This window comes from Pseudomonas abyssi (assembly GCF_002307495.1).
Lineage (GTDB): Bacteria > Pseudomonadota > Gammaproteobacteria > Pseudomonadales > Pseudomonadaceae > Halopseudomonas > Halopseudomonas abyssi.
The window spans coordinates 39,864-61,303 of the sequence record NZ_NTMR01000012.1 but is presented as its reverse complement, the minus strand read 5'-3'; the positions used below and the strand labels follow the sequence as shown (position 1 = coordinate 61,303).

Annotated in this window: 21 protein-coding genes; 6 read left to right on the top strand and 15 right to left on the bottom strand. The window is 63.7% G+C overall.

Features of this window, described 5'->3' with window-relative positions; translation table 11 throughout:
• The first annotated feature begins 75 nt into the window (after window positions 1-75).
• The 4 genes from CNQ84_RS10735 to phoU all read left to right on the top strand — a co-directional run bounded on the left by CNQ84_RS10735 (window position 76) and on the right by phoU (window position 5,656).
• A complete protein-coding gene (locus CNQ84_RS10735; RefSeq protein WP_096004873.1) occupies window positions 76-2,352 on the top strand; it encodes an ABC transporter permease subunit in 2,277 nt (758 codons plus the stop codon).
• Between the two features lie 71 nt (window positions 2,353-2,423).
• Complete coding sequence (gene pstA, locus CNQ84_RS10730; RefSeq protein ID WP_096004872.1) at window positions 2,424-4,040, top strand: phosphate ABC transporter permease PstA; 1,617 nt, start codon at window positions 2,424-2,426, stop codon at window positions 4,038-4,040.
• A gap of 27 nt (window positions 4,041-4,067) precedes the next feature.
• Window positions 4,068-4,901 carry a phosphate ABC transporter ATP-binding protein PstB gene (gene pstB, locus CNQ84_RS10725; protein ID WP_096004871.1) on the top strand — a complete coding sequence of 278 codons (834 nt, stop codon included), beginning with the start codon at window positions 4,068-4,070 and terminating at the stop codon, window positions 4,899-4,901.
• A 17-nt stretch (window positions 4,902-4,918) separates the two neighbouring features.
• Window positions 4,919-5,656 (top strand): phosphate signaling complex protein PhoU, encoded by a 738-nt coding sequence (gene phoU / locus CNQ84_RS10720; RefSeq protein ID WP_096004870.1) that lies wholly within the window; start codon window positions 4,919-4,921, stop codon window positions 5,654-5,656.
• A gap of 60 nt (window positions 5,657-5,716) precedes the next feature.
• Here the strand turns inward: phoU and CNQ84_RS10715 are convergent, their stop codons facing one another.
• The gene (locus CNQ84_RS10715; protein ID WP_407920690.1) at window positions 5,717-6,016 is read right to left on the bottom strand and encodes a c-type cytochrome; all 300 of its coding nucleotides are present in this window, start codon (window positions 6,014-6,016) and stop codon (window positions 5,717-5,719) included.
• Between the two features lie 280 nt (window positions 6,017-6,296).
• Here CNQ84_RS10715 and CNQ84_RS10710 point away from each other — a divergent pair, with 280 nt between their 5' ends.
• Window positions 6,297-7,451 carry an iron-containing alcohol dehydrogenase gene (locus CNQ84_RS10710; protein ID WP_096004868.1) on the top strand — a complete coding sequence of 385 codons (1,155 nt, stop codon included), beginning with the start codon at window positions 6,297-6,299 and terminating at the stop codon, window positions 7,449-7,451.
• A gap of 112 nt (window positions 7,452-7,563) precedes the next feature.
• Here the strand turns inward: CNQ84_RS10710 and CNQ84_RS10705 are convergent, their stop codons facing one another.
• The 10 genes from CNQ84_RS10705 to CNQ84_RS10660 are packed head-to-tail and all read right to left on the bottom strand — an operon-like array spanning window position 7,564 to window position 16,272.
• Complete coding sequence (locus CNQ84_RS10705) at window positions 7,564-8,223, bottom strand: PASTA domain-containing protein (protein WP_096004867.1); 660 nt, start codon at window positions 8,221-8,223, stop codon at window positions 7,564-7,566.
• A gap of 11 nt (window positions 8,224-8,234) precedes the next feature.
• Entirely contained in the window at window positions 8,235-9,584 is a 1,350-nt protein-coding gene (locus CNQ84_RS10700; RefSeq protein WP_096004866.1) for a PASTA domain-containing protein, read from the bottom strand.
• A gap of 10 nt (window positions 9,585-9,594) precedes the next feature.
• A complete protein-coding gene (locus CNQ84_RS10695; RefSeq protein WP_096004865.1) occupies window positions 9,595-10,323 on the bottom strand; it encodes a hypothetical protein in 729 nt (242 codons plus the stop codon).
• A 15-nt stretch (window positions 10,324-10,338) separates the two neighbouring features.
• Window positions 10,339-11,091, bottom strand: a complete 753-nt coding sequence (locus tag CNQ84_RS10690) for a hypothetical protein (RefSeq protein ID WP_096004864.1) — start codon at window positions 11,089-11,091, stop codon at window positions 10,339-10,341.
• The gene (locus CNQ84_RS10685) at window positions 11,088-11,618 is read right to left on the bottom strand and encodes a hypothetical protein (protein WP_083723891.1); all 531 of its coding nucleotides are present in this window, start codon (window positions 11,616-11,618) and stop codon (window positions 11,088-11,090) included. Before CNQ84_RS10685 ends, CNQ84_RS10690 begins: the two co-directional genes overlap by 4 nt.
• An 11-nt stretch (window positions 11,619-11,629) precedes the next feature.
• Entirely contained in the window at window positions 11,630-12,337 is a 708-nt protein-coding gene (locus CNQ84_RS10680) for a hypothetical protein (protein ID WP_202974654.1), read from the bottom strand.
• A 30-nt stretch (window positions 12,338-12,367) separates the two neighbouring features.
• Complete coding sequence (locus CNQ84_RS10675; RefSeq protein ID WP_083723893.1) at window positions 12,368-12,847, bottom strand: hypothetical protein; 480 nt, start codon at window positions 12,845-12,847, stop codon at window positions 12,368-12,370.
• A gap of 3 nt (window positions 12,848-12,850) precedes the next feature.
• A complete protein-coding gene (locus CNQ84_RS10670; RefSeq protein WP_096004863.1) occupies window positions 12,851-14,575 on the bottom strand; it encodes an OmpA family protein in 1,725 nt (574 codons plus the stop codon).
• 16 nt (window positions 14,576-14,591) lie between these two features.
• A complete protein-coding gene (locus tag CNQ84_RS10665) occupies window positions 14,592-15,170 on the bottom strand; it encodes a peptidylprolyl isomerase (protein WP_096004862.1) in 579 nt (192 codons plus the stop codon).
• Window positions 15,157-16,272 (bottom strand): hypothetical protein, encoded by a 1,116-nt coding sequence (locus tag CNQ84_RS10660; protein ID WP_133065892.1) that lies wholly within the window; start codon window positions 16,270-16,272, stop codon window positions 15,157-15,159. Before CNQ84_RS10660 ends, CNQ84_RS10665 begins: the two co-directional genes overlap by 14 nt.
• A 330-nt stretch (window positions 16,273-16,602) precedes the next feature.
• Between CNQ84_RS10660 and CNQ84_RS10650 the strand changes: the two genes are divergently transcribed.
• A complete protein-coding gene (locus CNQ84_RS10650) occupies window positions 16,603-17,499 on the top strand; it encodes a response regulator (RefSeq protein WP_096004859.1) in 897 nt (298 codons plus the stop codon).
• A gap of 156 nt (window positions 17,500-17,655) precedes the next feature.
• Here the strand turns inward: CNQ84_RS10650 and phoR are convergent, their stop codons facing one another.
• From phoR to CNQ84_RS10630, 4 genes are all read right to left on the bottom strand, one after another.
• Window positions 17,656-18,957 (bottom strand): phosphate regulon sensor histidine kinase PhoR, encoded by a 1,302-nt coding sequence (phoR, locus tag CNQ84_RS10645; RefSeq protein WP_096004858.1) that lies wholly within the window; start codon window positions 18,955-18,957, stop codon window positions 17,656-17,658.
• A 120-nt stretch (window positions 18,958-19,077) separates the two neighbouring features.
• Window positions 19,078-19,767: a phosphate regulon transcriptional regulator PhoB gene (gene phoB, locus CNQ84_RS10640; RefSeq protein WP_083723905.1), complete on the bottom strand. Its 690-nt coding sequence runs from the start codon at window positions 19,765-19,767 to the stop codon at window positions 19,078-19,080.
• A gap of 108 nt (window positions 19,768-19,875) precedes the next feature.
• Window positions 19,876-20,766, bottom strand: coding sequence for a 4-hydroxybenzoate octaprenyltransferase (gene ubiA, locus CNQ84_RS10635; protein WP_096004857.1), 891 nt, complete (start codon window positions 20,764-20,766; stop codon window positions 19,876-19,878).
• 27 nt (window positions 20,767-20,793) lie between these two features.
• The gene (locus CNQ84_RS10630) at window positions 20,794-21,315 is read right to left on the bottom strand and encodes a chorismate--pyruvate lyase family protein (RefSeq protein ID WP_096004856.1); all 522 of its coding nucleotides are present in this window, start codon (window positions 21,313-21,315) and stop codon (window positions 20,794-20,796) included.
• Between the last annotated feature and the right edge of the window lie 125 nt (window positions 21,316-21,440).

Here is a 21,440-nt window from a genome sequence, read left to right as displayed (position 1 = left end):
GTCGACGACACGCCCCTTTTTTGCCGTCACCTGGCTGTAACCAATCCGTCATATTGACCCTGTAGGGTGTGCGCCATGACTACTCAATCCCCACCCAAGACCTCTCGCCTGGACTTCAATACGCCAGCGATGCAACGCCACCGTGCAGCGCGTCATTTCAAGGACCATCTCACCCGCTGGTATGTTGCGGTGGGTGGTCTGGGCGTCATTGTGGCCGTTCTGTTGATCTTCCTTTACCTGCTGTACGAAGTGCTGCCGCTGTTTGGTGGTGCCGAGATTGAAGAGCGGGAGCGCTACAGCGCCAGCTGGGTGCAAGCCAACGACCCGCCGTTGATGCTGGCGATGGAAGAGCAGGGTGAGGTCGCTATCCGCGTGGCCCGCAGTGGTCAGGTGAGTTTCTTCAAGGCGCAGGACGGGCAACCGGTTCTGCAGCAGCAATTGCCGATTCCGGCTGGCGTGGAAGTGACCAGCTTCAGCGTCGAAACCCCCAATTCCCGTCGCTTTGTCGTCGGCCTGAGCAATGGCCAGGTGCTGATTGCCCAGCACAACTACAAGGTGACCTATCCCGATGATGTGCGCCTGATTACTCCGAGCCTGGCCTTTCCCTATGGCGATGCGCCGATCACCCTGGATGAGCAGGGCCGCGCGCTGAGCCAAGTGGCCATGAGCAGCGACAGCGATGGTCTGGTGCTGGCTGCCAGCGTCGGCCGTGAGCTGGTGGGCACCACGGTAAGCGTGACCCGCAACCTGATGACCGGTGCGGAAACCCGCAACGAGCGCGCGCTGACGCTGGAAGCGGCGAGCGGCGACGTACGCCAGATTCTGATCGACCCGCTGCGGCAGTGGATGTATGTGGTCAATGGCGAGCAGTATGTTGACGTGCTGGCGCTGCGCCAGGGCGGCGAGCTGAATGGCCGCTACCGCGTGCTGGAAGGCACCGGCAAGTCGGTGACCTCGGCCAGTCTCATGCTGGGCGGCATCTCGCTGATTATCGGCGACAGCAGTGGTGGCCTGGCGCAGTGGTTTATGGTGCGTGGCAATGGCAACCCGCAACTGACCCGGGTGCGCGGCTTTGACCAGCAGGAGGGCAACGCCATTGCCCTGATCCAGCCGGAAGAGCGCCGCAAGGTATTCCTCAGCCTGGATGCCGAGGGGCAACTGGGCGTTTACAACTCCACCGCACACAATAACCTGCTGGTCGAACCGCTTGGCGGTGAGCAGGTACAAGCCTTTGCCATCGGTCCGCGTGCCGACCACCTGCTGGTCGAGCATGACGATGGCCAGCTGAGCTACTGGGACGTGCACAACGAACACCCGGAAGTATCCTGGAGTTCTCTGTGGGGCAAGGTCTGGTACGAGAGCTACCCCGAGCCTGATTACGTCTGGCAGTCCACCTCGGCGACCTCCGAGTTCGAGCCCAAGCTGAGCCTGGCGCCGCTGACCTTCGGTACGCTGAAGGCCGCGTTCTACGCGATGCTGCTGGCGACCCCGATTGCCATCGCTGCAGCGGTCTATACCGCGTACTTCATGGCACCGGCGATGCGCCGCAAGGTCAAGCCGGTGATCGAGCTGATGGAAGCGCTGCCGACGGTGATTCTGGGCTTTCTGGCCGGTCTCTGGCTGGCGCCGCTGCTGGAAGACAACCTGCCGGGCATCGTTTCGCTGCTGATTCTCACGCCGATTGTCTTCATCCTGTTTGCCTACCTGTGGAGTCTGGCGCCACCCAAGCTGCGCCAGCGCGTGCCCGACGGCTGGGAGGCGGCGCTGCTGATCCCGGTGCTGATCGTGCTGGGCTGGTTCTGCTTCACCATGAGTGTGTATATCGAGGCCTGGTTCTTCGGTGGTGACATGCGCGTGTTCCTGACCCGCGACATGGGCATCAACTTTGACCAGCGCAACTCGCTGGTCGTGGGTCTGGCCATGGGCTTTGCGGTGATTCCGACCATCTTCTCGATTGCCGAAGATGCGGTCTTCAGCGTGCCGCGCCACCTGACTCAAGGCTCGCTGGCGCTGGGCGCCTCGCCCTGGCAGACCCTTAGCCGCGTGGTCATTCTGACCGCCAGCCCGGGCATCTTCTCAGCGGTGATGATCGGGATGGGTCGCGCCGTGGGTGAAACCATGATCGTACTGATGGCCACCGGCAACACGCCGATCATGGACTGGAACATCTTCGAGGGTATGCGCACGCTGTCGGCCAACATCGCGGTAGAGATGCCGGAGTCCGAAGTGGGCAGTACCCATTACCGATTGCTGTTCCTCGCTGCGCTGGTGCTGCTGAGCTTCACCTTCCTGATGAACACGGCCGCAGAACTGATTCGTCAGCGTCTGCGCAAGAAATACGCGTCACTCTAAGCAGGGGAATCGAGACAGTGAAACAAGGTAACTTCACAACCTGGTTCAAATCCGGCGCCCCCTGGATCTGGATGAACGGCGGCGCGGTCGCGATTGCGGTGATCATGACGCTCGGTCTGCTGGCGATGATCGCGGTGCGTGGTCTGAGCCACTTCTGGCCAGCCGATGTGGTCGAAGCCGAGTACACCATCCCGGGTCAGCCCGCCATCACGCTGATCGGCGAGGTAACTACCCGTGAGCAGGTGCCAACCGAGCGTCTGCACAGTGCCGGCCTGCCGGTGGACCCGGAGAAGACCGAGTTCATGGAGCGCGAATTGCTCAAGGTGGGCAACCGTGACCTGAATGGTGCCGATTTCCGCTGGATTGTCGCCGATTGGCTGACAGACGAGCGCTATCCCGAAGACATCGTGGTGGTTGAGCGGCGTGAGTGGGGCAACTTCTACGGCTACGTCCAGCAGGTCAAACAGGACGGCAAGGTGATCGCCGAAGGTGATCAGGCCTGGCAGGCGCTGCAGCCGGCGGTGGACCGTGCGCTGGAGATCTACAGCGATATCCACGCGTTGGAAACCGGTGCCATTGGCAAAATCAACTCCCAGCTGGAGCGCATCCGTCTGCGCGAGCGTGGTCTGGAACTGGACAACGCTCTGACCCCGGAGCTGCAGGCTGAGCTGGACGCCGAGCGCAAGGTGCAGCACGACCTGTACGCCGAGCTGGAAACGCAACTGGTGGGCCTGTACCGCGAGTTCAACCGCGACAGCGTGCATCTGCGCTCGATGGATGGTCGTGAGGTTGACGTCAGCCTGGGCAAGATCGTGCGCGTGTTCCGACCCAATGCCATGGGCGTGGGCGCGAAGATCGGCCACTACTTCAGCAAATTGTGGGAGTTTGTCAGCGACGAGCCGCGTGAAGCCAACACCGAGGGTGGTGTGTTCCCGGCGATCTTCGGCACCGTGATGATGGTGCTGCTGATGTCGATCATCGTTACCCCGTTCGGTGTACTGGCTGCGGTTTATCTGCGTGAATACGCCAAGCAGGGTGTGGTGACTCGCACCATTCGCATCGCGGTGAACAACCTCGCCGGTGTCCCCTCAATCGTTTACGGCGTGTTTGGTCTGGGCTTTTTCATCTATCTGCTTGGTGGCAGCATCGACCAGCTGTTCTTCCCGGAGGCGCTACCGTCGCCGACCCTGGGCACGGGCGGTATGCTCTGGGCGTCGCTGACCCTGGCGCTGCTGACCGTGCCGGTGGTGATCGTGGCCACCGAAGAAGGCCTGACCCGGATTCCGCGCTCGCTGCGTGAAGGCTCGCTGGCGTTAGGTGCGACCAAGTCGGAAACCCTGTGGAAGGTGATTCTGCCGATGTCCAGCCCGGCCATGATGACCGGCCTGATTCTCGCCGTGGCTCGCGCCGCCGGTGAGGTGGCACCGCTGATGCTGGTGGGTGTGGTCAAGCTGGCACCGACCCTGCCGGTCAACGGCAACTACCCTTATCTGCACCTGGACCAGAAGTTTATGCACCTGGGCTTCCACATCTATGACGTCGGCTTCCAGAGCCCCAACGTCGAAGCGGCTCGTCCGCTGGTGTACGCCACCGCGCTGTTGCTGGTGGGTGTTATCGCTGCGCTGAACTTTGCAGCGGTCTCTATCCGCAACCATCTGCGCGAAAAGTACAAGGCACTGGAAAACTGATAACCCTCTCTATGCGGACGCACGACTATGTCTAATACGACCAAGACCCATGCAATGGATATGAGCGCCCTGGGCCGCTCCCAGCAGGAGCTGAACATGGACAAGGAGTCCATCGCGCTGGAAGTGCCTGGCCTCTCGCTGTTCTACGATACCAAGCAGGCGCTGCACGACGTCAGCATCAAGATTCCGCGCAACCGCGTGACCGCGTTTATCGGCCCCAGCGGCTGCGGCAAGTCCACCCTGCTGCGCTGCTTCAACCGGATGAACGATCTGGTCGACAGCTGCCGCGTGGACGGCCAGATTCTGCTCGACGGCAAGGACATCTACGGCAAGGACGTCAACGTGACCGAGCTGCGTCGCCGCGTTGGCATGGTGTTTCAGAAACCCAACCCCTTCCCCAAATCGATCTACGAAAACGTCGCCTACGGTCTGCGCATTCAGGGCGTAAACAACAAGCGCACGCTGGATGAAGTGGTCGAATGGGCGCTCAAGGGCGCGGCCCTGTGGGACGAGGTCAAGGACCGTCTGAACGAGTCGGCCCTGGGCATGTCCGGTGGTCAGCAGCAGCGTCTGTGTATCGCCCGCACCATCGCGGTCGAGCCGGAAGTGCTGCTGCTCGACGAGCCGGCCTCGGCGCTGGACCCGATCTCCACGCTGAAGATCGAAGAGCTGATCAACGAGCTGAAAACCAAGTTCACCATCGTCATCGTGACCCACAACATGCAGCAGGCAGCCCGCGTGTCGGACTACACTGCCTTTATGTACATGGGTGAACTGATCGAATTTGGTGACACCAACACGCTGTTTACCAACCCGTCGAAGAAACAGACGGAAGACTACATCACCGGCCGTTACGGTTAACCCGGGAGCGCTGCGCCATGCCCTCAGATAAAGAATTGTTCAATCAGCACATTTCCCAGCAGTTCAACGACGAACTCGAGGAAATTCGCACCCAGTTGCTGGAGATGGGCGGTCTGGTCGAGAAACAGATCAATGACGCCATCGTTGCCCTGATCGAGGGCGATGCCAAGCTGGCGCAGCAGGTGCGCGAGAAGGATAACGCCATCAACCAGATGGAGCTGGACATCGACCAGGAATGTCTGCGCATCCTGGCGCGGCGTCAGCCGGCGGCCAGCGATCTGCGCCTGGTGGTCAGCATCAGCAAGATCATTGTCGATCTGGAACGCATCGGCGACGAAGCCTCGAAGATCGCCAAGCGCGCCCGCGATCTGGCAGAGGACGGTCAGGCGCCGCGTGGCTATGTCGAGTGCCGCCATATTGGCCACCACGTGCGTCGCATGGTGCAGGAGGCGCTGGATGCCTTTGCGCGCATGGACACCGAGCAGGCCTTCTCGGTTGCTCGCGAAGACAAGGCGGTGGACCAGGAGTACAAGACCGCCATGCGTGAAATGGTCACCTTTATGATGGAAGACCCGCGCTCCATCGGCCGGGTGCTCAACATCCTCTGGGTGCTGCGTTCACTGGAGCGGGTCGGTGACCATGCGCGCAACGTGGCCGAGCACGTCATCTACCTGGTCAATGGTACCGATGTGCGTCACATCGGCCTCAAACGCATGGAAGCCGAAGTCAAAAAAGAAGGCAATGCCGACGAGTGAGTCGGGCATCAGCCAACAAAAAACCCGCCAATCGGCGGGTTTTTTGTTGGAGTTTTGTTATTACTGGCTGAGCACCCACTCGGCCAGAATACGGGCTTCTTCGTCGGTTACCTGGTTGGCCGGCATGGGAATCGGCCCCCAAATGCCGGACACGCCGTTCTTGATGTGGCCGGCGACGGTTTCCACCGCACCGTCCTGCCCGGCATACTTGGCAGCCACGTCCTTGTAGGACGGGCCGACGACCTTGGTATCGATCTGATGGCAGGCCACGCAGGCCTTGGTCTTGTACAGGGTCTCGCCGTCTGTGGCGAACAGGGAGCCAGAGCTGAGCAGCGCGGCAGCGCTGAGGGCAGTGATCATAAAGCGTTTCATCGGTGTTCCTCACGGGCCATGGTTGCAGGTGGTCCTGCTTGTGTCGTTGTGAAGGTGCTGTTGCTTTCATCAAGATGGACCGGCCATGGTGCTTTGACAAGTGTCTATTTGTCGCAGAGTGTCAGCACAAAAGTCGTAACTTTGAGTACATTGCGGGACATAATTTCATTTTGTATCTTGTGTCTGCCCGCAACCGAAGATTCACACAAGAATGCGGGCCGCGACGCGCACCTGCACCCACAATAAACCTGAGAGATTCGGAGATAGCATGGAGATCAAGTCCTACAGCATGAACTGGCACTACCCTACCGGCATACGCGTAGGGGCCGGTCGTATCAGTGAGCTGCCCAAGGCCTGCCGGCAGTTGGGCATGACGTCTCCGTTGCTGGTCACCGACCCAGGGCTGGCCGCGTTGCCGATGGTCGAGGCGGCGCTGCAACTATGCCGTGATGCGGGCCTGCAGGTTGGCCTGTTCAGCGGCGTGAAGGGTAACCCCACCGGCGGCAACGTAACGGACGGTGTCGCCGCGCTGAAAGCGGGCCAGCACGATGGTGTGATTGCCTTTGGCGGCGGCTCGGCGATTGATGCGGCCAAGGCCATCGCGTTGGTCGCGCATCAGGAATGCACGCTGTGGGACGCTGGCCCCGGTACTGTCGACGCCAGCAAGATGCTGCCGGTGGTGGCGGTGCCCACCACTGCCGGTACCGGCTCCGAAGTAGGCCAGGCGGTGGTCATCACCGACGATGAAAGCCACGTCAAACGCGTCATTTTCCACCAGAAGATGGTCCCCGCCATCGTCATCCTGGACCCGGAGCTGACTGTCGGCCTGCCGGCCAAGCTGACCGCTGCGACCGGTATGGATGCGCTGGCACACAACGTTGAGGCGTTCTGTGCCCCGGTTTACCACCCGATGGCTGAGGGTATCGCGCTGGAAGGCATGCGCCTGGTCAAGGATTTCCTGCCACGCGCCACCAAGCAGGGTGATGATATCGACGCCCGTCTGCAGATGCAGGTGGCCTCCAGCATGGGTGCGGTAGCCTTCCAGCGTGGTCTGGGCGGTATCCACGCGGTATCCCATAGTCTGGGCGCCGTTTACGATGCGCACCACGGTCTGCTGAACGCGATTGTCATGCCTTACATGCTGCAAGCCAACCGTCCGGTGATCGAAGACGAAATGGCGCGTGCCGCTCGCTACCTCGACCTGCCGAAGCAGAACTTCGATGGCATGCTGGACTGGATTCTGGATCTGCGCTCTGAACTGGGTATTCCGCATACCCTGGCCGAGATCAATATCGATGACGCCCAGGCCGAGACCATCGGTGCCATGTCGGCCAAGGACGTGGCCGGCAAGACCAACCCGCAGCGTTATGACGCCGCCCAGTATCAGGCGATCTTCCTCAAGGCGCTGCGCGGCGAGCTGTGATGGCTCCGCGCTGAGTTGATTGGGCGGGCCTGTGCCCGACCGTTAAGATGCAAAACCCGCTCGCTGCCGAGCGGGTTTTTTATGCGCGTCCACTAGGGGCTGTAGGCCCTAACTACAGCTCGACCTGTATGACCGCGCCGGCGAGCATGATTTCCCCTGCCTCCGGCTGCTGGGCGCTGATCTTGGCGTTGGCCGCAGGGTTGGCTACCGGGTCGCCCTGCTGGTCGACGACCTCCAGACTGATGTCCAGCTGGTTGCCGAGCTGTTCGGCGGCCGCCAGTTGCATCCCCGTCAGATTGGGCGCCACACGGATGTCGCTGGCCTGGCCGGGGGCCGGGATGGGGACAATCTTGAACTGAATCTTGGCCGCGGCATTGGCCTGAAAGCCGTAGCGGTTGGTCAAGTCGGCATTGACCGGGGCGGCGTACACGCGGGCGGTCGGCAGGCTGGTACGCAGGTGGCTGGCCAGTGAGCGTGTTTTCAGCTGTTTTGGCGCCGGGCTGGCTGTCGGCGTCTGCTGTCCGCTGAGACTGAGGGCGACCTGAATCTCGCCGGTGGTTTCCGGCAGAGCGTAGAAGGTCGGTTGATAGCCGATCTGCTGCAGCAGTTTGAGTTCGTCGCTGTCGGCGTGGCTGTAGATGTCCAGTATTTGCGCCAGCGAGCCGCGGTCCAGCGCCTGCTGCGCTTCGGCAACGCCTTGACCGACGGCAGCAATAAGCTCGCCGATAGGGGCTGCCATGACATCGCTGACCAGTTCCTTGATGGTGGGCATGGGGCTGTCCTTCAGGGTTGAGTGAATACCACCAGTACACGTTCGCCGAGTGTCACTTCAGTGCCTTTGGCCGGCACCTGGCGGATCGCCTGACCGACCGGCTGGCCGCTGTCGCCGATGCTCTGGTAGGCCGCTTCCAGCTCCAGACCCAGGTCGCGGGCTAGGCGTCGCGCCAGGGTTTCGGTCAGGTCGCTGAAGTCCGGTACGGTGATGCCTGACGGGACGTCGTCGGCTGGCTGGTCGCCGTCCGGCAAATACTCCAGCGACACATCGGTGAACAACCCTGAGCTGCCTTTGCTCTTCAGGTCGGAGAGGGTGGGCAGGGTCAGGCTGTTGCCGGTGACCAGGGTCTTGAGATTGAGCGAGACGCGACCCAGGCGATAGGGCACGCCATCCTTGCTGAGTTGGCTCTGGGCCTGCTGCAGCTGGCGGGCGATGTTGCCGTACAGCTGGTCGGCGTCAACCTGGGTGTCCAGCTGCGCCTTCAGGTCCTCGCTTTCCTCGCGAGCGCGGGCTGCTTCCTCAGCCGCTTCGCGCGACGCCTTGGTCAGGTCGCGAATGCGCTCGGAGAACTGGGCTATCTCCAGATTGCGCAGGTTCAGGGTGCGCTGCAGGTCGCTCTCCTTCAGCTCGAACTCGGTGGCTTGCCTGAGAATCTGCTCACTCAGGTTGAGCCGGATTTGCTGGGTTGCCAGTTCAATCTGTTCGTTGCCGGCGGCGGCGGGCTTGTCCTTGAGCTGCTTTTCCAGGGTGCGGATCTTCAGCTGCGCCTGTTTCAGCTCGTTGGCATGGCTTTGCTTCTCGCGTTCCAGGTTGTTGATCAGCAGTACCTTCTGGTTCAGCTCAACCGATTGGGCTTCCAGCTGTTTGCTGAGTGCGGCCTGGGTCTTGAGTTGTGTACTGGCCGGCTGGGCGCGGACGGCCAACTGCGGACTCACGCGCAGCGCGGCCATGTTGACGGCGAGCTGGGCCACGGCGCGGGGCGTACCGGCCAGCAGGTAGTCGTCTGCGGCGCTGAAGGGCGCGCTGCGTTCGCGCCGGGCAATCGCCTCGTCGCCCAGGCGTTCGATATCGCCGAACGCCAGGTGAATGCGTCTGCCGGGTTCGACCTGCACCAGCGCGCCTTCGGCCAGTACGCGAGGCGTCTCCCTGGCCTTGACTGTTTCGCACAGGCGCACGGCCGGCAGTTGCGGGCCGTCGCCGAGGTTGAGATTGATGGCAAAGTCTCCCTTGGCATCAAGCCGCGCCTTGGCGACGGTGCGCCATTGGCTGCGGGCCAGCTCGAAGGTTTGAATCTCCACCTGACCGCTGGCGGCCTTGCCGTCGGGCTCGAAGAGGGTGCCGGTAATGCTCCATTGCATGGGTTGAATCCTATGGGGTCAGGATGAGCTGGGTCAGGGTGGCGCCGCTGCTGACCAGCAGCACCAGCTGGGTGCTGGCAGGTAATCCGGCTGCTAGCGTCAGGTCGCAAGTGGCGCTGCCCTGCTGGTCGGTCATCAGCAGCCGCTCGTTCAGCTGCAGGCCGTTGCGCACCTGCTCGGCGGTCAGGCCGCTGGCCCCGGCAGCCTCGCTTAGCGCCAGGCTGGCGTCGATGTCCAGATTGAGTTCGACGGCGGCATCGCTGATCAGCTGGCCGGCGCTGTTGGACAGGGTGACCAGCAGTTGTTGCTCGCGCGGCTTGGTCGGCTGTTTGACCAGACTGCGTGCAGCCAGGCGCACCACCGGGAGCGCATTGCTGGGTGGTATCGACACCAGCCGGCCGCTGAAGGTGCTGATCAGCTCGGTACTGCCGCTGGCGTCGTTCGGCGCTTTCCTGGGATTGGGCAGCGCCAGCTGCAACTGCGGGATGGGTCTGGCCTTGCGTAGGCCTCCAGGCAGCACGGCCAGGCCGCTGCTGCCCTCGGGCGCGTCCAGCTGTGCCTGCACCGTGGCCTTGATGTTGAAGTCCAGGTACGGCAGGTGATAGCCCGGCTGGGGCCGGCCAAAGGCGTCGGTCGGCGGCAGGTCGTCCAGCACCGCCTGGGCGTCGCGCAGGCCGCGGGCCAGCCCGAGCAGTATCTGCTCAACCGAGTTGGCGACGAATTTACTGGATTGGGTCATGGTCAGGGCTCTTGATCAGTCGGTACTCAGGTGGGGGCGCTGGCGGCGGCGTTCGTCGGCACGGGCCTTCTGTCGTTCCTGTTGTTGCTCGGCCTTGCGCGCCTCGCGGCGCGCCTGCTGGCGGCGCTCGGCCAATTGCTGGGCGCGCTCCTGCAGGTTCTCCAGCGAGCCGGTGTCAACGCCCAGCAACCGTTGCTGGCGGCGTTGGTAGCGGTTGTCGAAATCGCTCAGGGAGGTGCCGGCTGAGGGCGCCTGAAAGGCCTTGTCCAGGCGGTCCTGCAGCGGGCGCAGCAGCGGTTCAGCGATGGCCTCGCGCGGCCGTTCGCGAGCGGTGCTGCGCGCCTGCTCGACCCGCTCGTCCAGCCGCTGCATGAGTGCTCGCTGCTGCCGCAGCGCTTGACCGGCGCGGCTGCCGGCCTGTTGTTGCTGGCGTTCGCGCTGTTGCTGCCAGCGGCGCGCGGCGCCGGCAGCCTGACGCACCTGAGCCAGTGCTGCCGGGGCGTTCTGGCCATCGCGCTGGCGCTCCCAGGCGGCGTGCTCTGCGCGCCGCTCGCTGGCGCTGGGCACCGGGTACACGCGCTCGACGGATGTGCTGTCATCACCCTGGCCGCCGAGGCGGCGCATCTGTTGCTGCAGGGTGTCGCGTTGCGCCAGCAGGCGTTGCAAGCCGGGTACCCGGCCTGCCAGCTGCTGCAGGTCAGGGCTGGGGGAGGCCGGCTCCGGACGTTTTTCCTGCCGGGCCAGGTCGCGCCAGGTCTTGCGACTCATTCGTCGGCCTCGGCGTCGATCAGGGCGCGGATACGTTCCTCCAGAATCGCCGGTGCGGGCACCGGCACCAGCTTGGTGCGCATCACCGAGCTGCCCTCGGCCGAATACTGGTACTTGCTGGCGTAGCTGGCGCTGACCGAGCTGGCGCTCACTGACCCGGCGGCGAAGAAGGGTAGCCCGACGCCCTTGGCGCTGGATTTGACCTGGCTGCGCTTGTGGGTCGAGCTGCGCTCACTGTTGATGCTGATCGACAGCTTCAGCTCGATCACGGTGTCGACAAACTGGTAGAAGCTGGGGGTAAAGCCCAGCTCCAGCAGGCTGTAGGACTTGCCGTTGCTGAACTCGACCTTGTAGGGGGCCTCCGGGCCGTCTTCTTCTTCGTCGCTGCCGGTGGGAAAGCCGGCCATCATGCGTGCGATGCGCAGCGACACCAGGTCGAGCTCCAGCTGGGCCTCGGCGATCCCCACGCCGAGGTTGCGCACGATCAGCGGGAAAGGCGCGTTGAGCAGTTCTGATCCGACACTCATGGTGCGTCTCCTCAGTCGTCATCTTCCGGCGCGGGCGCCGGTTGCCGGCGGGCTTCGGCCTCTTCCATCATGGCGCGAATGCGCTCTTCGAGAATCGGCGGCGGCGGCACCGGTGACAGCTTGGTGCGCAGCAGGCTGGACCCTTCTGCTGAATAGGAGTACTTGGAGGCGTAAGTGGCATCCACCTGGCTGGTGGAGACGCTGGAACGGTTGCTGTCGCGACCACCGAACACCTTGCCGAACAGGCCGCTGGCCTTCTTGCTGTTGCGGTTCTTGGTGGTCTTGTTGCTGGAGGTGTGGGTGCGCTCACTGCTGCGCGTGATCTTGATGGCGATTTTTACCTCGATGATGGTATCGACAAAGTTGTAGAACACCGGGGTAAAGCCCAGCTCCAGCATCGACAGCCGGGTCGGCACGCGAATCTGGCCGTTCTCGGTCTGGTGTTTCTTGGCGGCGGTGACGATCTCGCCGTAGCCGGGGTCGAGGGCGACCAGCGAATCGGCCTCGGAGGGCGTCATGTACTCGTGGCCGAAGAAGATCCGGCTGTCGTCAAAGGCGATGTTACCCTCGTCGTCGTACACGGTGCGCAGGCCGCCCATCATCTCGGCGACCTCGATCGAGCTTTCATCCAGCTTGACCTGGGCCTCGGCAATGGCGAAGGCCATCTGGCGAATCATGTCGCCCATCGGCACGTTCAACAGCTCTCGTCCAATACTCATGGTGTTGCTCCTTGTGGGGATATCGACGGATCAGTTGTCGGCTCCGGGCAGCCCGTCGTCGTACAGGCGCCGCAGGACTTCATTGAAAGCCTCGGGAGCAGGCAGCGATACCAGGCGAGCGGCTATCGAGCTGGACCCTTCGGCGGAAACGGAAAACTTGCGGGCGTAGGACACATCGACGCTGGCAGCGACCATGACGACGCCGTAGTTGACCTTGGCGGTGACCCCGGCGGACACCGAGGTTTCGGTGGTTTCAGACATGCTGAACGACAGCTTGGCCTCCACCGTGGCCTCGGTGAAGGCGTAGAAACTGGGGGTAAAGCCCAGCGTCAGCAGGTTGTAGGTCTGGCCGCCCAGCTCGACCGGCGTTTCGGCCATGGCCTGGGCGACCTTGACCGAGTTGTTGTCCAGCGCGGCCTGGGCCTGGGCGATCGACAGGCCGAGGCGCTCGATGATCTGCGGTAGCGGCGCGCTGACCAGCGAGCGGGTAACGGTGGTGGTCTCGCTCATGGCCTAGCTCCCCAGATAGCTGCGGATGGTGTCGAGGAATTCCGGCGGCGCGGGAATCGACACCAGTCGGGCGGAGATCGACGAGTTGCCGGTGACGTCCAGTTCGAATTGCTTGGCGTGACGGACATCCAGGGTGGCGCCGAAGGCAACCGTACTGTTGCCGGTGCGGCGGGTGGTCTCGCGTTCGCTGCTGCTGTTGGCAAACTGCTCGCTGATGGTGATGCTCTCGCTGCTGGTCATGCGCAGGTCGCGGCTGGAGCTGCTGATCAGGTGCAGCTGGATCGGGTCGCTCTTGCGCGCCAGGTTGCAGACTGCGCCACCGGCCGACGCACTGATCTGGCTGTCTGCGTCGGCGTTGATGCTGTTGGCCAGGTTTTTTGCAAAGGCCTGCGGGCTGTCTGCGGCGTGACCGTCGACGGCGCTGCCGGACAGCGTCCAGCTGCGCCCCTCGGCGCTGACCTGCTTGCCGTTGACGCCGCTCATGTCATTGGCGTCAAAGGTGTGAATCCAGCCGTTGCTGGCTGACTCGGCGTGATCCCGGCGGTCGGGCTCGACGCCGCTGATCACCTGGCCGTCGGCGCCCTCGATCACCAGCAGGTCGACATCCAGCAAGATCTGCACCCGACGGTGGGCCTGATCGTGAGGGATACCTTCGTCGCCGCCGGGATTGGCGGCGGCTTCGCCTGCGCCGACCGCCGAGGTGATCTGTGTCCGGTCGACACCGTTGGCAATCAGTTGACGTTCGACCTCGTCCACCCGGCGCTGCGACAGCCCCAGGTTGTAGCCGGGACTGGCCGGTGCGTCGGCGTGGCCGACCAGGCGGAAGGGCACGCCGGCGCGGGCCAGCATCTGCGCAGTCTCTTGCAGGCCGTCGCGCTGATCGGCGTGGATATGGTTGCGGTCGATATCAAACAGCACCTCATGGATCACCTCGCCCGGCGGCCAGTGGGTGACCTCGAAGCCGGCGTCTTCGAACGCGGTTTTCACCTTGCGCGCATAGTTGGCGACGCTGTTGGAGCGGCTGACGCTGAGGCTGGTGTCGGGGTTGGCGACAAAGGTGGTATCGCTGTTGCTGGCAATGCGGATGACGCCGCCAGCGTAGCCAAAGGCGCGGAAGGCCACGGCATTGGGCGAGACGATGACCTGCTGTGCACTGGCATCGGTGGTCGGGTTGATCGGGGTTTCGCTGCGCTCAAAGGCCACGGCGCTGATGTCGGCGTTGCCGGCCAGCCCATCTACCAGACTGGTCAGCCGGCTCTCCAGGTCAGCGCCAGTGAGCGTTACCCGGCTGTCGTTGAGGCGCACCTCACCGGCCGACCGTGCCGTGATCTGCAGACTGGCTTCGCGGTTGCGCGTCTCGCTGCGACTGCCGCTGCTGCTGCTGGATGAGCTGCTTTCGCTGTCGTCGTTGCTGGTTTCGGCGTTGTTATAGGCGCCATTGATGCCGAAGTCGACGCCGGTGGACTCTTCCACGCGCAGGTGCAGGTTCATCGAGCAACTGATATCGGCGTGCTGGTAGTGGTAGAAGGCGGGGCTGAAACCCATCTCGATCAGCGTTTTGCCGCCCAACCCTGGAATCGGCTGAATAAAGGCGTCCAGCTGTTCGATGGAGTTGGTATCCAGCGCCTGCTGGGCGCGGGCGATGCCGAGCCCGAGGCTGGAGATAAAGTCGGCGACGCTGGCGTCGGCCAGTACCTGCCCGGGGCGAAGACCGTTGTAGTCACTCATGCCTGGCTCCTGTTATTCAAACAAGTGAGGCCGCATGGGCGCTGCGCAGGCGCTCGGGCGGCAGGGGGATGGCCCGTTTGGGCTCGACCAGCCCCTTGCGGACGATGAAGTAGTCGTGGCGTTGCTGCGCGTCGCGTAACTGCCGCTCACCGATGCTCAGACCGCGGGCGGCCCAGCCGACCAGTGCCCGGGCCAGCGGCAGCTCCGGCGGCTGCACCAGAGCGATGGCCTGCTGCAGACTGGCCAGTGCCGCTTCCAGCCGGCCCTGGCGCAGCTGGATACAGCCACGTCGTTGCAGGTTCTCGGCGCGGTCACGGGCAACCAGCGGCAGCGGTGAGTCCAATCGGGCGTAGTGGGCCTCGGCTTCATCGCAGTAGCGCAGCACGCTGTCCAGCTCGCCGCTCAGCTCCAGGCTTTCCATCACGCATTGGGTGTAGTGGCGGAAGAACACCTCCGGTGCGCGGCTGCTGACCGCCATGCGCAGGGCTTCCTGATAGTGTTGCAGGGCGTCGGCATGGCGCCTGGCCAGGGCCAGCACCTTGCCCTGCTCGGCGATACCCAGGTGCAGCTGGTGGGCTTTGTCATTGCTGCTCATGATCCAGCTCCTGCCATTCAACGGGGATGTCGAGTTGCTCGAAGCTGTGCTGCAGCCAGCGTGGCAGCAGCTCGCCATGCAGCACGGGGGACTGCCATGGCAGTCGGGGCAAGGCGCTGTCGGGTGGCAGCAGGCCGCTTTGTTGCAGCAGGCTCAGCGCCGGCCCAAGCTGGCTGCCGGCTGGCACCCGCAGGCGACAGCGACGCAGGCTGGCGACCTGTGGTCGTACCGGCATGCCCGCTGCCTGCCAGGCTTGCAGACGCGCGGGCAGCGCCGGGTGGGCCACGCCTTCTTCGACCACCACCGGCAGATTCTCCAGCACGCAGTCGATAAGCGCTGCCGGCAGGCCGGCGAGTTCGGGCAGACGCTCGGTCTGGCTGTTGGCGTCGACGGCTTCCAGTGACAGGTCGTAGCGCAGAAAGGCGGTATCGAGCAGACGCAGCCCCCCGCCGGCCTGGTGGCGGCGCCACAACTGCTGGGCGTTGGTGTGGTTGAGGGTACCCTGTGGCTGATCGTTCGCCGGGTCGAGCGCGATTCCCAGCTGGCGCAGGTCGTGCAGCAGACTGTCGAGCTGCGGACCGGGCGCGCGCTCGATCAGCAGTTGATAGCGGGCTTCATCGCGTCGCGAGCAGACCAGCTCTACGGAGAGATCGGCCAGTTGCTGCTGCAGCGCTGCGCAGGTGGCGGCGCTTACGTCGCCGATGATGACGCCGGGCGGGCTGCTCAGCAGGCCCAGTACGGCGGCAGGGAGGCAACCGAGAAAGCGTGCAAGCCGCTCGCAGCAGGCCGGCAGATCGGCCACCTCGGTGACGTACAGGGCAATGTCGAAGGTCGCGGCAGCGGCGGGGCGTGGCACGCTGTTGGGTTCGACCCGCACCGCCAGGCCTGCCTGCTGCAGAATGGTGGCCAGGCCACAGGCCTGCTCCTGCGGCAGCGCCTCGAGCAAAACCGATGGGGCCTTGTACAGGGCGTTGGCCACCTGGTTGGCCGGCAGCCCCAACTGACTGGCCAGCAGGCCGGCAAGGGCCGGTCGCGCGGAGCCGATGGATTCGACCACCACCCGCTGTGACGGCGTCTGGGTCGTCGGGCTTGGCGTTGGCATGGTGTCGCTCCGTCAGGTCAGAGGCGCAGTGGATAACCACGGCAACTGCTGGCTGGCCGTATTGGAACAACGTAAGGATCGGGGTAAGGCTGATGGGCGGCTATCGGCCGCGCACCACTGCATTAAATTCGTCAAAACCCACACCTCCGTGTTGGGTATCGACGACTGCGACACCGCTGGGGGTGTCCGACGATTCAGGATGAAAGTAACTGCTCGGATCTTACGTTAGCTCAGGTCGCTACACTGTCAATGGTGGCCATTTGCACGTCGATTGTCGCGACGCTGGCTCTCTGGGGTACAGTACGCCTAACAATTGAGGATAACGCCCTTATGTCGAATGTATCGGTCCTGATTGTGGATGACGCCCCCTTCATCCGCGATCTGGTCAAAAAGGCCCTGCGCAGCCACTTTCCCGGTTTGCAGATCGAGGAAGCGGTGAACGGGCGCAAGGCACAGCAGCTGCTGTCACGCACCGGGTTTGACCTGATCCTGTGTGATTGGGAAATGCCTGAAATGAGTGGCCTTGAGTTGCTGCAGTGGTTTCGCACCCAGCCGGAGCAGGGCTCGACTCCCTTTGTCATGGTGACCAGCCGGGGCGACAAGGAGAATGTGGTTGAGGCGATCCAGGCCGGTGTCAGCGACTATATCGGCAAGCCGTTCAGCAATGAGCAACTGATTGCCAAGGTCAAAAAGGCGCTGCATCGGACCGGCAAACTGGCCCAGCTGCAGGCGCCGCGCCCGCGGCCCAGTGCCGGTGCGGCGATCGGCTCGGTGGCTAGTTTGACCGGAGGCCGGCAAACCGGCTCACCTCCAGCTCCTGCGGCAGCGCCAGCCAGCGCTCCGCGTGCAGCCCAGCCAGCGCCGCCGCCCGATCAGGACAGCGGTCAGCGTGTACGAGGGCAATCCCAATTGCGTCTGGCCGGGGGGCAGTTTGCCTGTGTGATCAAGCACCTGAGCCTGCGCGACGCGCTGGTGGTTGTGCGCCGTGGCGAGCGTCTGCCGCAGGTGTTTGAAAGCGGCGTGCTGGATCTGGAGCAGGACGCGGATCGCTCGGTCGCGCGGATCAACGGCTACGTGCACGCGGTGGCGGCGCTGGAAGCCAAGATGGATTGCGACTGGGTGAAGGTGACGCTGAAGTTTGTCGACCAGGACCCGGAAAAGCTCGACTACCTCTCCCGGCTGATTGCCTCGGGCACCGCCCAGGCGCACTACTCGCCGAGCGCCTGAGTTAGGGAAGCTCTGATCAATTCCACCCGCCTGTTGCTGTCTGTAAAGCCGTCAATCAAGGAGCGGGGAGCCTAGTTTGTTCAGCGCATCCCTGCGCTTCAGCGTCCGCCGTGCCTGGCCGAAAGTGGCCTCGGCAGACGGATGACTGCAACATCATCAGACCCGAGGCGCGCTGCGTGCTGGCGGGAAGTGGCAACTGAAGCAGCTGCCCTTGCCGACATCGCTTTTGATCTCCAGTTTGCCCTGGTGGCGCAGCAACACGTGCTTGACGATGGCCAGGCCCAGCCCGGTCCCGCCAGTGGTGCTGTTGCGGCTGGTATCCACCCGGTAGAAGCGCTCGGTCAGGCGCATCAGGTGTTGCGGAGCAATGCCTTCGCCGTTGTCGATCACGCTCAGATGCTGACCTTGGGCGTCGCTGTGCCAGCGCAGGGTGATATCACCGCCATCCGGGGTGTACTTCACCGCGTTGAAGGCGAGGTTGGAGAAGGCGCTGCGCAGTTCTCCTTCGATCGCATACAGGCGTGTATTGCCGTCGATCTCCAGGGTGATGCGGTGGCCGCGCTCGCCGGACAGGGCCTCGGCGTCCTTGCGGATGTGCTCCAGCAGCGGACGCACATCAACCAGTTCGTCTTCACTGGGGTTGTCCGAGGTTTCCAGGCGGGCCAGCAGCAGCAGGTCATTGAGCAGTGCCTGCATGCGGTTGGCCTGCTGCTGCATCTGCTGCAGCGGCCGTTTCCAGCGTGGGTTGAGGTCGTCGTCCAGGTCGAGCATGGTCTCCAGGTAGCCCACCACCACGGTCAACGGCGTGCGCAGTTCATGGGACACGTTGGCGACAAAGTCCTTGCGCATCTGTTCCAGGTTATGCAGCCGAGTGACATCGCGCACCACCATCAGGCGGTCGCCCGGCCCGTAGCGGGTAATCGCGTACTGCAGCTGGATGTTGATGTCCGCCGGCGCGGGGATTTCCAGCGGCTCGCGGAAGTCGCCCTGCTCGAAGTATTCGATAAAACGCGGATCGCGGATCAGGTTGGCAACGTGCTGGCCGCTGTCGTCCGGACTGCGCAGACCGATCAGCCGCTCGGCAGCATGGTTCCACCACTCCAGGTGACCGTCCCGGTCAACCATGACCACCGCTTCGCGCAGGGCGGCAGTCGAGGCCTGGATACGGTCGATGACGGCTTGCAGACGCGCCCGCATGCGACCGTCGCGGCGCTGCATGTGGTAGATACTGTCAAAAATCTCGCCCCAGATGCCGCGCGCCTCGGGTGGCGGGTCATTCGGGTGGCTGCTCAACCAGTGGTAGAAGCGCGACATCTGGCGCAGGGTCCAGGCCAGGTAGCAGCCCAGACCGACGACCAGCACCCAGGCGGGCTGGCCGACGATCCAGCCGACCAGCAGGCAGACCAGCACCAGCAGCAGCAATTGACCGAGAACCCGGCTGAAACTATGTCTGGTCACTGAATACGCTCATCTAGGGTCTGTTGATATGTCGTTTTGATTGGCGACTTTACCGGCAGCAGCAGGCGGGTGGGCGAAACGCCAACAGACCAGATCCTCGCCACTTCTCCGAGCAATGCCTCAGGCCTTGGTCGAAAACCGATAGCCGGTTCCGCGGACGGTTTGTACCAGATGCTCGTACTTGTTGCCCAGTGCCTTGCGCAGGCGACGGATGTGCACATCGACGGTGCGCTCCTCGACGTAGACATTGCCACCCCAGACCTGATCAAGCAATTGTCCGCGGGTGTAGGCGCGTTCCTGGTGGGTCATGAAGAACTGCAGCAGACGATACTCGGTGGGGCCCATCTCGGCAGCGGATTCGTCGATGGTCACCCGATGGCTGACCGGATCCAGCATCAGCCCGGCGACCTCGATCGGTGCTTCGCTGTCGACCGGGCCGGCGCGGCGCAGTACGGCTTTCAGGCGGGCGACTAGCTCGCGTGGTGAAAAGGGCTTGGTGATGTAGTCGTCGGCGCCGACTTCCAGGCCCTGGATCTTGTTGTCTTCCTCGCCCTTGGCGGTGAGCATGATGATCGGAATGTCCGCGGTCAGCTCGTCGCGCTTGAGTCGACGGGCCAGCTCGATGCCGGTGGTGCCCGGCAGCATCCAGTCGAGGAGAATCAGATCGGGTTTGCGGTCGACGATACAGGCGTGGGCCTGCTGGGTGTTTTCGGCCTCAAGGCAGGTGTAGCCGGCCATTTCCAGCGCCACTGCGATCATTTCGCGGATGGGCGCCTCATCATCGACGATCAGAATGCTTTTACCTGACATGGGTTTCCGTCTCGTTGCAGATATGAGTCATGCGCCGATTAGATAACACTTTTATTTCAGTTGTATTACGTCGCGAGGGCAAGTCTGTTGCAGCACGGCTTGATGGCATCAGCGCAGCGCATAGTCCAGCGCCAGGCCGATAAAGACCAGCATGCCGGCCCAGTGGTTGGACAGAAACGCCTGCAGGCAGGCAAGGCGCTCGCGCTCACGCATCAGCCAGTGCTGCCAGGCAAAGCCCAGGGTCATGCCGAGCAGTCCCAGGTAGTAATACAGGCCCAGGCCGAAGCGCGCGCCGACCAGCAGCAGGCAGACCAGGGTCAGCCCCTGCAGCAGGCCGATGATCAGCCGGTCGGCGTCGCCAAACAGGATCGCGGTGGATTTGATGCCGATGCGCAGGTCGTCTTCGCGGTCGCACATCGCGTACTCGGTATCGTAGGCCACGGTCCACAGCAGGTTGGCGATAAACAGCAGCCACAGCGGCATCGGCAGGCTGTTGGCCTGGGCGGCAAAGGCCATGGGAACGGCCCAGGAGAAGGCTGCACCGAGCACCACCTGGGGGTAGAAGGTAAAGCGTTTGCAGAAAGGGTACAGGGCGGCGAGACCGACGCCGACAAAGGCCAGCTGAATGGTCAGGGCATTGGTCAGCAGCACCAGCAGGCCGCTCAACCCCACCAGCACGGCAAAGGCGATCAGCGCCTGACGAGCGCTGATCCGCCCGGTCGCCAGCGGTCGCTCGCGGGTGCGTTCAACGTGACCATCGAAGTCGCGGTCGGCATAATCGTTGATCACACAGCCGGCGGCGCGCATGAGGATGACGCCGAGCACGAAGATGATCAGGGTGTCGAGGTTCGGCACGCCCTCGGCGGCCAGCCACAGCGCCCAGAGTGTCGGCCAGAGTAGCAGGTAGGTGCCGATCGGACGGTCCAGGCGCATCAGCTCGATGTAGTCCTTGGCCCGTGGATGCAGGCGTACCAGGGGTTTGATCAGCAGGCTGAGCAAGGGAGTTCTCCAGTCAGGGGCAGGGGCTCAGGTGCCGGCGGCGGGCCAGCCCTGCAAGAATACTTCACACACCAGCAGCTGTAATGCACCGTCGGAGAAGTGCGAGCGGCGGGCCCACAGGCCCTCGGCACGCCAGGTCGCCGGTAACCAGGCCGCCGGGTAGCGGCTGATCTCGATGGGGCCGCGCTGGATCTGCGGATTGCGAAACAGCAGGTGTCCCAGGCTGGTGGTGCCCAGGTTGTCCAGCGCCACCTCGGCGTTGCCAAGGGCGCTGGGCGGCGCCACCGAGCGGGCGTAGACCCGCGGTGCGCCGGCGGTGTGCAGCAGGACCTCCCGGGTCCAGACGGGGGCGCCGGCGGCCAGGCCCAGGGCCTGGGCTTCGTCTTCGCGCGCCGGCTGGGGGGCTTGCTGCAGCAGCTCGACGCGAAAGTCCCGGTTGCCCGCTTCGGTCAGCCGCTGGGTCAGCGACCCCTCATGGCAGAGCCAGTTGAACAGCGGCTCGGGCGGCGGCGCGGGGTGTCGGTCGGCAGGGTACCAGTCGGGCAACATTCGGTAATCGCAAGGTCTGGGCAGAGGGTCAGGGTGTCGGCAAGAGTACCATGAAAGCCCTCTGTTTCGGGCGTTGCTGTGCCGGGGGTTGGCCTTGGACTTGCAGGGCGTTTACGGTAGGGTCT